At 41.1% G+C, this 14,226-nt stretch carries 10 protein-coding genes; 4 read left to right on the top strand and 6 right to left on the bottom strand.

Translation table 11 applies throughout. From position 1 onward, the window contains the following. Window positions 1-50: 50 nt before the first annotated feature. From L3V46_RS05255 to L3V46_RS05230, 6 genes are read right to left on the bottom strand one after another with little or no spacing between them, the layout of a single operon-like run. Window positions 51-1,109, bottom strand: a complete 1,059-nt coding sequence (locus tag L3V46_RS05255) for a 2,3-butanediol dehydrogenase (RefSeq protein ID WP_056513081.1) — start codon at window positions 1,107-1,109, stop codon at window positions 51-53. A gap of 22 nt (window positions 1,110-1,131) precedes the next feature. Beyond that, entirely contained in the window at window positions 1,132-1,917 is a 786-nt protein-coding gene (locus L3V46_RS05250; protein WP_239045120.1) for an acetoin reductase, read from the bottom strand. 11 nt (window positions 1,918-1,928) lie between these two features. Then, entirely contained in the window at window positions 1,929-3,329 is a 1,401-nt protein-coding gene (gene lpdA, locus L3V46_RS05245) for a dihydrolipoyl dehydrogenase (RefSeq protein WP_239045119.1), read from the bottom strand. A gap of 10 nt (window positions 3,330-3,339) precedes the next feature. Continuing rightward, a complete protein-coding gene (locus L3V46_RS05240; protein WP_239045118.1) occupies window positions 3,340-4,875 on the bottom strand; it encodes a 2-oxo acid dehydrogenase subunit E2 in 1,536 nt (511 codons plus the stop codon). 1 nt (window position 4,876) lies between these two features. After that, window positions 4,877-5,896 (bottom strand): alpha-ketoacid dehydrogenase subunit beta, encoded by a 1,020-nt coding sequence (locus tag L3V46_RS05235; protein WP_004717558.1) that lies wholly within the window; start codon window positions 5,894-5,896, stop codon window positions 4,877-4,879. Between the two features lie 15 nt (window positions 5,897-5,911). Further along, window positions 5,912-6,874, bottom strand: a complete 963-nt coding sequence (locus tag L3V46_RS05230; RefSeq protein ID WP_004823426.1) for a thiamine pyrophosphate-dependent dehydrogenase E1 component subunit alpha — start codon at window positions 6,872-6,874, stop codon at window positions 5,912-5,914. Between the two features lie 362 nt (window positions 6,875-7,236). On the opposite strand from L3V46_RS05230, the gene lipA reads away from it, so the two are divergent. The 4 genes from lipA (at window position 7,237) to L3V46_RS05210 (ending at window position 14,069) form a co-directional block, all read left to right on the top strand. Beyond that, window positions 7,237-8,244, top strand: coding sequence for a lipoyl synthase (gene lipA / locus L3V46_RS05225; RefSeq protein WP_239045117.1), 1,008 nt, complete (start codon window positions 7,237-7,239; stop codon window positions 8,242-8,244). A 295-nt stretch (window positions 8,245-8,539) separates the two neighbouring features. Then, window positions 8,540-9,637, top strand: coding sequence for a helix-turn-helix domain-containing protein (locus L3V46_RS05220; protein ID WP_004823428.1), 1,098 nt, complete (start codon window positions 8,540-8,542; stop codon window positions 9,635-9,637). 828 nt (window positions 9,638-10,465) lie between these two features. Further along, window positions 10,466-11,383: a siderophore-interacting protein gene (locus tag L3V46_RS05215; RefSeq protein ID WP_275424472.1), complete on the top strand. Its 918-nt coding sequence runs from the start codon at window positions 10,466-10,468 to the stop codon at window positions 11,381-11,383. 517 nt (window positions 11,384-11,900) lie between these two features. Beyond that, window positions 11,901-14,069: a TonB-dependent siderophore receptor gene (locus L3V46_RS05210; RefSeq protein ID WP_239045116.1), complete on the top strand. Its 2,169-nt coding sequence runs from the start codon at window positions 11,901-11,903 to the stop codon at window positions 14,067-14,069. Window positions 14,070-14,226: the final 157 nt, after the last annotated feature.

Raw genomic sequence — 14,226 nt, 5'->3', positions numbered from 1 at the left:
ATTTGCTTGCTGACTCAATATTGGCATTGAATAAAGACACACTCAATTTACTAGGGATGCACAATAATTTTAACCGCAGATTCGTTGTTATGAATCAAGGTTTCAAAGCCTTGCGAAACCAAATCATCTAAAGCAATTCTTTGGGTAATAAAAGGTTCTAAATTAATTTTACCTTGCTCAACCAAGCGAATGGTTTCTTGATGATCATTGACATAGGCAATCGTGCCGCGAATATCCAGCTCTTTCATCACCACACTATGCACATTAATCGTTGCAGGATGACTCCAGATTGAGACTATCACCACCACACCGGTCGGTTTCATGGCTGCCACCAGTGTATCCATGACCTTATTGACACTACTGCATTCAAAAGCCACATCCACTCCACGGTCTTGGGTAATTTTCATTACTTCAGCCACAACATCCACTTGAGACGGATCTAGCACATAGTCGGCAACACCTGCTTCTAAGGCTTTTTCTTTACGTTTTGCACTGAGCTCGGTAATGATGACTGTTAAGCCTTTGGCCTTTAAAATTGCAGACAATAACAATCCAATCGGGCCCGCTCCACCAACCAAGGCAATATCACCTGACTGTGCTCCACTTCTTACAAAAGCATGATGTCCGACAGATAAAGGTTCAATCAATGCGGCTTGATCCAAGGGAATTTGGTCAGAAATGGGATGTACCCAACGGCGTTGTACCGCAATTTTTTCAGATAGCCCACCACCGCGACCACCTAGACCAATAAAATTCATATTTTTTGACAAGTGATAATTGTCATGTGGTCCAGTCGGAACATCATCAGCAATGATATAAGGCTCAACCACAACATGTTGCCCCACCTGAATATCATCCACGCCATCCCCTACAGCGTACACCACACCTGAAAACTCATGCCCCATGGTCACGGGTGCAGCTTCACCCGAAATCGGGTGCGGATGACCACACGGAGGAATAAAAATTGGACCATCGATAAATTCATGTAAATCTGTGCCACAAATACCACACCATGCGACTTGGATTCCAACAGTTCCTGGTTGTACCTGTGGTTCTGGAATATCCTCAATACGGATATCCCCTTTATCATAAAAACGAGCTGCTTTCATTGATGCATTCCTCATTCCAGTATTAACGATAAACCATCCCGCCATCGGTCAAAATTGACTGTCCAGTAATATAGTCGGCATCCTCACTGGCTAGAAAAGCAACCAATGCGGCAACATCATTTGGGGTTTCGGCACGTCCTAAAGCAATTCCATCCACATATTTCTGATAAGTTTCACCAACAGGTGCACCTGTGATATCAGCAAAACGTTGATCTATCTCGACCCACATATCTGTACCAACTACACCAGGACAGTAACTATTTACCGTGATACCAGCACTGGCATATTCTTTTGCTGCGGTTTGAGTCAAGGCACGAACGGCAAATTTAGTGGCTGAATAGACACCAAGCAAGGCAAAACCCTCATGCCCAGCAATCGAACATGCATTGATGATTTTGCCAGAATGTTGGCGTTGTTTAAATTTATCGGCAGCGGCCTGAATCCCCCACAGCACACCACCGACATTGATATTCATAATCCGATTAAATTCATCTGGACTCACCTCCGCCAAGGCTTGGACTTGGGCAATCCCTGCATTATTAATGATGATATCAAAGCCATTTAATGTCGATTCTGCATGATCAATCGCACTGCTGATTTGTACAGGATCAGCAACATCTGCAATAAATGTGGTGGCTTTTACCCCAAATGCTTGAATCTCTTGCTGAACAGCAGTTAACTTTTCTTGGTGAAGATCAACCAAGGCAATATGTACGCCCTCTTGTGCCAAGCGTAAAGCAATACCGCGTCCTATACCCTGTGCAGCACCTGTAATTAATGCGACTTTATTGTTTAGACCTCTAGGCATGTTGCGACTCCTTAAATATGGATTGCACGTTGCATTGCCGATAAAACCGACTCATGCATCGCCTCAGATAACGTAGGATGTGGGAAAATCACCTGTGCTAGGCTTTCATCAGTGGCTTCTAAATATTTAGCGATGGCAAAGCCCTGAATATGTTCAGTGACCTCATGCCCCACCATATGTGCCCCCAATAATTCCCCTGTTTCTTGATTAAAAATGGTTTTTACAAATCCTGTGGTCTCGCCTAAAGCCAAAGCTTTACCATTGGCTTGTAAAGGGAATTTACCCACATTGATTGTAAAACCAGCTGCTTTGGCTTTTTGCTCGCTTAGCCCAATACTTGCCACCTGCGGATGGGTAAAAATACACCCTGGAATTTGGCTACGATCTAAAGCATGTACATGTGCCAGCCCTGCAATTTTCTCCACGCATAAAATTGCTTCATGACTGGCTTTATGTGCCAAGCATGGTGCACCTGCGACATCACCAATGGCATACACTCCAACCACATTGGTCTTACACCATGGATCAACTTTGATAAAACCATGCTCAAACTCAATACCCAATCTTTCTAAACCCAGATTTTGAGTATTAGGTTGCACACCGATTGCGGAAAGGACTTTTTCAACAGTGATGATTTGTACACCAGTTGCAGTTTCAACATGACAATGCACTTGGTCCTTGGCGATTTCGATGTTTTGTACAGCCGCTTCAGTTAAAACCGTCATGCCATGCTGTTCAAATTGCTTTTGCACATATTTGGCAACTTCAAGGTCTTCACTGGGTAGGATCTGTTTGGCAATATCAACCAAGGTGACTTGGCAACCTAAGTCTTGATATAAACTGGCAAACTCGCTGCCAATGGCCCCTGAACCAATCACCAAAAGTGATTTCGGCAATTGTTCTGGGATTAAGGCCTCTTTATAACTCCATACATGCTGTCCATCGACAGGAACATGCGCTAAATTGGCGGCTCTAGCACCCGTTGCCACAATAATATGCGGTGCAGAAATCTGTTGTTTTTGCCCCTTTGCATCAGTCAGTTCTAAGCGTTCTTTCGCGATAAATTGAGCGCTTGCATTAAAAACAGTAACTTGATTCTTTTTCAGTAATTGGCCAATCCCTTGTACCAATTGTTCAGACACCTGACGGCTATGACGTACTAGTTGTTGGATATCAAAATCAATCGCACCCAAAGAAAAACCAAACTGTTGTGAATGTTTAAATTGCTGTGCAAGTGCCGCGCCACTCAATAAAGCTTTGGTTGGAATACAGCCCCAATTTAGGCAGATACCACCCAAATGCTGTTCTTCAACAATGGCAGTTTTTAAGCCCAGTTGGGCTGCGCGAATCGCAGCCACATAGCCCCCTGGACCAGCGCCTATCACAATAAGATCAAATTGTGTGTCTGACATGCTCATGCTCCTACACCAAAATCAATGCAGGATTTTCAACAAACTGCTTAAATGCTGCCAAGAACTGTGCGCCTAACGCACCATCAATCACCCGATGATCACAAGACAAGGTCGCGGTCACCATCTGTCGAATCACGATGCTCTCATTTTCAACAATTGCCCGTTTTTCTGCTGCACCTAAAGCTAAAATCGCACCTTGGGGTGGATTAATAATCGCGTCAAACTGTTGAACGCCGAGCATACCTAAATTCGAAATACTGAAACTGCCACCCTGAAATTCATCAGGCGCCAATTTTCCGGTTTTGGCACGTGTTGCAAGATCACGCATATCATTGGAAATTTGTGCCAAAGACTTGGTATTGGCAGCTTTAATGATTGGAGTGATAAGGCCATTCTCAATCGCTACAGCAACCGAGATATCCGCCTGATCAAACTGCAAAATCTGCTGATTCTCTTCATCAAACTGAACATTGACCTGCGGCACTTTGATCAATGCAGCTGCTGCCGCTTTAATCAGCATGTCATTGATTGACAATTTCACTTGCGGCACAGTGGCATTAATTTGCTGACGTAATCCCTGAATGGCATCTACATTTAAATTAACTGTTAAACGGAAGTGTGGTGCATTGCGTTTTGCTGTCTGTAAGCGTAAAGCAATGGCTTTACGCATACCATTCATCGCAACGGTGGTCACCTTGGCAGTTTCTGTCAGTGTTACATCAGCGCTGTTTTGGGCAGGTGCAGGGTTTTCACGCTGATAAACTGCTTCAACATCTTCCTTACAAATACGCCCTCTGGAGCCTGAGGCACGGCAGTCATGTAAATTAATGCCCCATTGTTTGGCTAAACGACGTGCAACTGGTGTTGCCAACACTTGGCTATCATCTGCTTTAGATTTCGCCACTTTACCACTCGGTTGCTGTCGAATATCGGGCCATGATCCACCCGCAGCTTGAACTGCGGTTTGAATGTCTTGCACACTGATACGACCTTCACGCCCTGAGCCTGAAACCAGCGCCAAATTCACTTGATGCTTTTCAGCCAATTTCAAGGCATGCGGTGTTGCAAAAACATCCTCAACAGGTTGATAACCTTGTAATGCTGCAGGAATTACATAGCCATTTTGGGCAACAGCTTTTGATACCTGCTCAGTATGATTCGGTTTAGGCACAGCTTGTGTCTTGGTTTCAGGCTGAGTCGCTGTCAGCTTTTCAGTAACCACTTCAACAGCTTTGCTTTCATTGACAATAGGTGCACCAGCCAAAGATTGAGCAAAGGCATCAATTTCAGCATCAGAAACTTGCGCATCTGCACAAATTGCAATGATCCCGCCAACCACTAAAGTATCGCCATTATTGGCAGTGATTTTACGCAAGGTACTATCAAACGGTGCTTCAAGGACATTGACGATTTTTGTGGTTTCAATTTCACAAATTTCTTGTCCTTTACTAAACTGCTCACCTTCTTGAATCAACCATTGGGCAATGGTGCCCTCTTCCATCGACAAACCCCATTTTGGGATTTCTAAAGTTTTAATTTCGCTCATCCTAAGCCTCCAACGTTTTACGTACAGCCTGTTCGATACGTTCTACACTTGGTAGCCATTGTTTTTCTAATACGGGTGAAAATGGCACAGGTGAATGCGGTGGTGTCACCAGTTCAATGGGTGCTTTGAGATAATGAAAGCCTTTTTGTGCAATCAATGCAGCCACATCATGCCCAAAACCACAACGGGCAGCAGACTCATCAACAATCACCACACGCCCTGTTGACGCGACAGATTCTAAAATGCCTTCTTCATCCAATGGAGAAATCGTTCGTGGATCGACAACTTCGACGGAAATCCCCTCCTTGGCAAGCTTATCCGCGACTTCATTGGCACGATGCACCATTAAACTTAGTGCAATAATCGTGACATCGGTTCCTTCACGGGTGTAATTTGCTACACCAAAAGGGATGGTATATGGTTCATCTGGAACTTCACCTTTGATGTCATAAAGCAATTTATGTTCACAAAAAACCACGGGATCATCATCACGGATGGCTTGGATCAATAAGCCTTTTACATCATATGCACTGGATGGCACCACGACTTTTAAACCGGGTACAGCAGCAAACACGTTATACGGGGATTGTGAATGTTGCGCGGCAGCAGAAAAGCCTGCGCCGATCATGCCTCGAACCACCAAAGGCGCTTTGGCTTTTCCACCAAACATATAACGAAATTTGGCCGCTTGGTTATACAACATGTCATGACATACGCCATAGAAGTCCATAAACATCAGGTCAGCCACAGGTCGTAAACCTGTTGCAGCAGCCCCTGCCGCCATTCCAATAATTGCAGATTCAGTAATCGGGGTATCGATCACACGCTCAGAGCCAAACTCTGTCCATAGCCCTTTGGTGACACCAAGTACGCCGCCAAAGCCTTCGAGTTTATTGTCATCCGTATTTTTACCGCCATGCCCGCCACGGACATCTTCACCGACAACAATCACGCTTGGGTCACGGCGCATTTCTGATTCAATCGCTTCTTTAATCGCGTTTCGATAACTTTTATTTGGCATTGCTTTACTATTCCTTTAGTAAGAGACATAAACGTCGGTAAGAAGTTGAGAAAGTTCTGGATAATTGGCAGCACGTGCTTTTGCGACAGCAGCATCGACATTGGCTTTTGATTCAACATCAATTGCATCCAGCGTGGTTTCAGCAATCTTGCCTTTGACTTTTTCACGGAAAATTTTCAACGGATCTTTATGCTCTTTGACATAATCGAGCTCTTCTTTTGAACGAATTAGTCCTGGATCACCTTCAAAGTGTCCATAAAAACGATTGGTAATGGTTTCAATCACACTTGGGCCTTCACCACGACGTGCACGTTCAATAGCTTTTTGGGCGACCTCATACACAGCAAAGAAATCTGTCCCATCTACTTTTTCAGCAGGCATACCAAAAGCCGCAGCACGACCTGCAATGTCTTTGCTTCCGACTGCATAATCATGCGCAGTACCTTCACCAAAACCATTATTTTCAAAAACAAAAATCACTGGGAGTTTTAAAACCACAGCCATATTCATCGCTTCAAAGGTCAAACCTTGGTTAGAACCACCATCCCCAGTAAATGACAGACCAATTCCACCCGTCTTTAAGGTTTTTGCGGTTAACGCAGCACCAATTGCCAAAGGCGGCCCACCACCAACAATACCGTTGGCTCCCAACATACCTTTGTCTAAATCAGCAATATGCATTGAACCGCCTTTGCCGCGGCACAAACCATCGTCTTTACCAAAAATTTCCAACATCATGCCGTGAATATCACATCCTTTGGCAATGCAGTGACCGTGACCACGATGGGTTGAGGTAATAAAATCCTTGTCGGTCAAATTTTCACAAATCCCAACGGCTACCGCTTCTTCACCACTGTAAAGATGGATAAATCCGGGAATATCACCTGTATTATTTTCATCGTGAAGTCGATCCTCAAACTCACGAATATCTCGCATCCGTCTGTATGCTGCTAGCAATTGCTCTTCCGTTAATTGCATATACTTATTCCTTCATGTTCACAGTTAAAAGTAAAAACCATATATTTAAAAATAAACACTGGTGTTTAAAATTCGTATATTTATATAAAATTATTTCATTCAAAATTAATATTAGACTAAAAAAATATTTCTTTATAAAACACAATAAAAATATTAAAAACAGTACGTTATAAAGCAAAAAATATTTGTAAATTTTTATAATTTTCAAAAACTTAAAAAATCAAACCTTTAACCAACCTTTATTTTATAATATTAATATTTTGCACTCTTTTATTATATTGATAAATATTTTAAATATATTTGACAGCATAGATAAAAATGTCATTTTATATTAAATTATTTTATTTAATGGACTATTTAAAATGGATTTAAAAGTTTCAGTTACCACGGGACAAAAACTACGTGGTGCAGATAAATTGGCACGTATTCCAGTAAAAATTATCAGCACTGAACAGATCCCACAAAAGCCTGAATGGATTCGCGCCAAGATCAGCCAGCCTGAAGAGGTGCAACGTATTAAAAATTTATTACGTCAACAAAAACTACATACCATATGTGAAGAAGCCGCGTGCCCCAATTTGCCACAATGCTTTGGTGGTGGAACAGCGACCTTTATGATTATGGGAGATATTTGTACCCGTCGATGCCCATTTTGTGATGTGGCCCATGGACGTCCCAATATTTTAGATGCTGATGAACCGAAACATTTAGCAGAAACCGTTAAAAATCTAAATTTAAACTATGTGGTGATTACCTCAGTAGACCGTGATGATCTTCTTGACGGTGGAGCACAACACTTTGCTGCATGTATTCGAGAAATCCGTAAAAGTAGCCCAGATACGCTGATTGAGATTTTAGTCCCTGATTTTCGGGGCAGATTAGAAGTTGCCCTCAACATTCTGAGCGAAACCCCGCCAGATGTATTTAATCATAATATTGAAACGGTCCCTCGTTTGTACCGTGCAATGCGTCCGGGTTCAGATTATCAACATTCACTGGAACTGTTAAAACGGTTTAAGCATTTACGCCCAGACATCGCAACGAAATGTGGCTTGATGGTGGGATTGGGTGAAGTCGAAGCAGAAGTTATTGTGTTGCTGAATGACCTCAGTGACTATCAGGTAGACTATGTCACCATAGGTCAATACTTACAGCCATCTAAATCTCATGCCCCAATACATCGTTTTGTTTCTTTGAAAGAGTTTGAACATTATCAAGCACATGGTGAGTTATTAGGGTTTAAAAATATATGGAGTGCGCCAATGGTTCGTTCCAGCTATTTTGCTGATCGTCAATACAAGGGCGAACCTGTACCCAAGCCGTTTACACGGGAAAACATTGCCACAGAAATTATTGCCACAGAAATTTAGGATGATTCAGTGTTAAAGTGAATATGGACGCCTAAACATTAAACAATGAGTACTAAAAAGAATACGCTGTCTTTTTATTGGTAACTTTATTTAACATTTGTGAGCAGAAAACTCATTTCAAAGTGAAACATTAGCTTCTAAAGTGAGACAAATGAATAAAGATGATTATTTTTAGAACACTATTTGTTTGAATATAGCTCAAAATCTGGTGTGATCCTCAACTAAAATCACCAGACACAGTGACAAAGAATACAAGGTATTAATGGCATAACCATTCATCATAAAGGAATATGATATGAAGCTATTGAATCAATTACAGCCACAAGCGCTTCGTTTACAGACCACACATTTTGTCAATATCGAATCCGTCACTGCTGCGCCACTTCTCGCTTTACCTCCAGAACCAGAACCTTCACTGTTTCGTCGTTCTCTTCAACATAATTATGCGGATTTACTAAAAATTGCAGATGATTCTGAAATGGCAATTGGGATCACAGATCATCATGGCACATTACTTTGGACATGGAGCAGTCGTGCTATGCTCTCCTCTGCTGAGCAAGTGCATTTTGTCGAAGGTGGACATTGGTCAACACAGGCTGTCGGTACAAATGCAATTGGTTTAGCCTTAAATAATCATCTCTCTAGCTGTGTTTATTCACATGAAAATCAGATGAACAGTGTACAGGATTGGGTTTGTTATGCCGCGCCGATTGTTGACCCTGTATCTGGACAATTTCATGGTGTGATTAATTTATCGACCAAGTACAAGAAGCATACTTCACTGGGTGTATTGGCTGTAGAACGCTGTGCAGAGTTGGTTCAACGTGCGATTCAATTTGAACAAAAAAACATGCTTTACCTCAAAGTTTTTGGTACACCCAAAGTTCAATTTAACCAACAGCTTTTAACTTTGACCCATCGACAAATTGAAATTTTATGCATTCTTGTGTTACACCCAGAGGGTATTAACCTAGATGAACTGCACTATGCGTTATACGGTGATCGGGACATTAGTGAAAAAACCTTAAAAGCAGAAATGTCACAATTACGTACCTTACTTCCCAACTGTATTTTATCGCGCCCTTATAAGTTAGTTTGTGAGATTCAAACCGACTTTACCAGAGCTGAACAGTCCCTCAATGCAGGTTTTCTCGCTAGTACATTTTCCCTCTACAAAGGTAGTTTTTTGGCCAAATCAGAAAGCCCTTTCTTGACCACATGGCGTGATTGTTTCGATGCGCGTTTAAGTCATCTGATTTATCAAATTCAGGATATTGACCCACTTTTAAAAATTATTAGTCGTCTTCCTGAACGTAATGATGCAATACAACGGGTACTGGAGTTATTGCCTGAACAAAGTCAGCATCGCGCGTATTTTTTAAAATTACTTTAGGCTCAATGAACTTAGATATTTTATTGCACAACTTGTAGTACAGTGCCGTTTTGCTCCGATGTTTAAGGCTATAAAGTTGCTCTGTATAAAAAATAATAAGTGAATCGATCTAAGACTAATTTTTAAGGCCAACGACAGAAAATGCACGGTAAATATAGTCAACCTGTCAAAAAAAATCAGACACAATAATATAATTTCTCTTAATTAATATTTTTAATTAAATCAAACATATGATGAAATAATATTGTTTAATTATATAAAAGCTTACACTGCCACATCTTACATTCAAAGTTTAAATCCCTTTGCGTAGGCGATGCCTCACTTTTCAGAGATGAAAAGTGACAAAAATCTTCTATTGGGCGAGGGGTACGTCCTGTACCCCCGCCCAACGGCGACATCCATGTCGCCTCACGGTAGGATCACCAGCTATGATTCAAAAGTACAAAAATGAATTGATAACCAACAATTTTTAAAAGTTCATACAAAAACATAAGCTTCATTTATGCTCAATGACTTGATGCAAATCACTTGTATGAAATAATTAGGTGATTTAACTATATAGAAAATTATAAGATTAAAATTAATATATTTTTCATGTAATTAAAATAAACCATTAGCCTGATCAATACTACAACGCCTCACAATCTTACCTCTCTCCGCAATAAATCAATTGCTAAAATTAAAATACAAGTAATTTAAACATAAATGCTCTTTAAATGATAATGATTATATTTTACATTTAACGCTATGCAGATCTTCTCGATCCGCTCAGCACTGAAAGAAAGGCAATTGTGGTTTATTGCTTAATAAATATAGGTAGACTTAATAATGAATAGCCAACAACAAACGACATCAGATCAAAAAATAGTACCAGACAAAAAAACGGTTTCAGACAAAAAAACAGTATCAGACCCAAAAGCGATACTGAAACAAGATGATCATATGCGGAATCTGGAAGTCATTGAGATGACGATAACGGCGATATCTCATCCTTTTCCTTCAATTGTACGTATCCGGGGGGAAATCAATACAACACAGCCAGACTTATGGACAACACCCAACCTTGCCATTCGTTTAGAAGTACTTCAACAAGCAGACGGCTTACCCATATCACGTGTATATACCGTGCGTTGCTTTGATCCAAGTACCCGCCAAATTGAAATAGACTTTGTTCTACATGCTGACCCAAGTCCAGCAATGCTTTGGCTAGATTCAGCAAAAATTGGCACTAAAATTCAACTTACTGGTCCAAGACCGCACTTTCTCCCCAATTTTACCCCAGCCAAACGCGTGGTGATGTTTGCTGACGAAACCGCCATTCCTGCCGTTTATTCAATTTTACAGCATTGGCAAACGGGGATTCATGGAGAGATTTATATCGAAAGTTGTGAAGCCAATATTATTGATGATTTGCCAAAACATAGTAGTGTAAATATGCATTTACTCCATCGGGAAAAACCACAGCAAGCGGGTAAATTGGGCATGCTACTTAAAGTTGCCGAGCAGTTTAAAGATCGTGAAGATATAAGCGTTTGGGCAGCCTGTGAACGTAATGAAGCAAGAGCAATACGTAAGCTGTTTACCCAACACAGTCATTTGAGTAAAGATGATATTCGTGTAGCGGGCTATTGGAATGTCGGTATGTCCAGCTCAACATTAGATCTGAGCCGAGTCGCATATTATCAAAAACATCTAGAACAAGGTAAAACGCTAGAAACATTTGATGATCTAGATATGCCTGTTTAAATCAAGCCATTACCCGATTTAAATAACCCCATCTCACTGTTCTTAAGACGGTTATTTCGGGGGAGTATTTGAAATGGAAATCAATTCTTGAGGTTGATGCTCTGGCTTTATTATGGCCTAACTCAATGATGATTGAACACAATTGACAGCAGCCGACTCGGATCTCGCGATCCGAGTCTTTTTTATTATTCATTGCTCAGGCTGTGTTGCATAGCTATACATCATGGTCTGCTTAAAGATCCAAAGCGAATCCACTACAACATTTTTTCATGATGACTAATTATAACTACCGCGAAAACATGGTGATATAATTGCTGAAAATAAGATTACCAAGGTTGTTTTTCTCTAGCCAAGTGCAAAACTTAAAACCAATCTACCCGCCTTAACAGATGAGCCAATGTTATCTCAAAATGACAGGGATAAATTTGTTTGATCCTTTTTTAAATCTCAAACGACATTATAAGCGTACTCCTCACATCTTATAAGGCCGCTTTCGATGTCATCAACAAGAATGCAAATGACAGACAAAAAATACCTGTCAAAAATGATTCAAATGATCATGTTAGGTCTCACTTCTGTAGCTGCTACTACCCTTTTGCATGCTGCTGAAGAGACGACTCAAAATAATGCAGAACCTCTCGCATTGCCAACACTCAAGTTTACAGCAAACCAATTGGGTGAAATTACAGAAAACAGTGGTGTCTATACTCCGGGTTCAATTGCCACAGCAACGCGTTTGGTTTTAAAACCCAAAGAAACCCCACAAACGATTAGTGTGATTACTCGCCAAGAAATGGATGATTTTAATCTCAACTCTATCGATGATGTTATGCGGCATACCCCGGGTGTTAGTGTGGTGACCTATGACAGTGAACGGACAGAATATTACTCCCGTGGTTTTGCAATACAAAACTTCCAGTACGATGGGATCCCGATGAATCGTGATTCGGCCTACTCAGCAGGAAATACCCTGAGTGATATGGCGATTTATGATCGTATCGAAGTTTTAAAAGGAGCAACGGGGCTTTTAACTGGGGTGGGTGATCCTGGTGCAACCATTAATCTCATTCGTAAAAAACCAACCAAAGATTTCCAAGGAAATGTTTCTCTTGGTCTAGGCACATGGAATAACTACCGCGGCCAAATTGATTTAAGTGGTCCACTTAACGAAACGGGCAGTATTCGTGCGCGTGGAGTTGCTGCATATCAAGACAAAGAATCTCAATTAGATCGCTATGAACGCAAAACCCCTGTGTTCTACGGCATATTAGAAGCAGATTTAACCGACAATACCCTACTGACTGTAGGCGCAGATTATCAAGACAATAAACCTAAGGGATCAACGTGGGGCGGTATCCCGATTTATAATTCGGCGGGCCAATTCAATAAAATGCCGCGTGGCTTTAACAATGGTGCAAATTGGAGTAATTGGGAGCAATATACCCGAACCATTTTCTCAACCTTAGAGCATAAATTTGATAATGATTGGGTCGCAAAAATCCAGTTAAATCATCAAATCAATGGCTATGATGCACAATTAGGCGCAGCGGCTGGTGGTCATCCAAATCCATCGACTGGCACTGGTGTTTCAATGTGGGCTGGAAACTATAAAGGCGAAACCAAAAGTGATGCTGCAGACATCTATGCAACAGGTCCATTTCAACTTTTTGGCCGTGAACACGAGCTGGTTGTCGGTGCAAGCATTTCTGAAAGCACTTGGAAAAATAATGGTTATAGTGCACCAACTGGTTATAAAACCAGTGTAGATCAATATTATCAATGGAACGGGAACGTTGCGGAGCCTGATTGGCAAAAAGGTAATCATTGGTCAAACAATGAAACCACCAAGCAGAATGGATTTTATCTCACTTCCCGTTTGAATTTACATGATGATTTAAAAGTCATTTTGGGTGGACGTATTGCAAACTATAAGTCAGAAGAGACGAAAGAGTCAGGTATCTTTATACCTTATGTCGGTGCGGTTTATGATTTAAATGACCAATACTCAGTTTATGCAAGCTACAGCACCATATTTAAACCTCAATCTGCACAAAATCCAAACGGTAAAACACTTGATCCACTTGAGGGAGAAAACTACGAAGCTGGAATCAAAGGTGAATTTTTTGATGGTCGCTTAAATGCAAGCTTGGCATATTACCAACTCAAACAAGACAATTTTGCAAAAGAGATTCCAAACGTCCTTACACCATCTGGTGGTGTCGCGTCTGAAGCGCTACAAGGTGTCAAAACCAAAGGGGCTGAACTCGAAGTTACCGGTGAAATTCGCCCAGGTTGGAATTTACATGCTGGCTTTAATCATAAAATCTCTAAACAAGATGGGATAAAGCAGAGCACTTTGACCCCTGAAAATGAATTTAGCCTTTATACCAGTTATAAGCTCAATCAATGGGTGGATGGTTTAACCATTGGTGGTGGTGCACGTTGGCAAGATAAGACTTGGGGCGATGTCACCAATCCAATGTATAAAGATCCTGTTAAACATGTGGTGTCTGATTATTGGCTATTTGATGCAATGGCAAACTATGAAGTCAATGATCAACTATCTGTTTCTTTTAATGTAAACAATCTTTTAGATGAAAAATATTATACGATTTTTAGCTGGTATAGCACGTATACATGGGGCGAAGGCCGTAACTATAATTTAGGACTTAAATATAAGTTTTAATCCGGTTTAACTGACTTCCTCTAGGCAATAAGCAAACTCCATACTGCCTAGAGGAATTTCTTCTATTTAACAGGCGCAATCAACTTTTGCTATTGCGCCAAAATCACTGATCTCATTTCATCCTGCACTAGCATCAACCTAATTGTGTATTAAATCC

The organism is Acinetobacter sp. AG3 (assembly GCF_022343575.1).
GTDB classification, from domain to species: domain Bacteria; phylum Pseudomonadota; class Gammaproteobacteria; order Pseudomonadales; family Moraxellaceae; genus Acinetobacter; species Acinetobacter guillouiae.
Note: the sequence above shows the minus strand (reverse complement) of the source record. Positions and strands in the feature narration are given on the sequence as shown.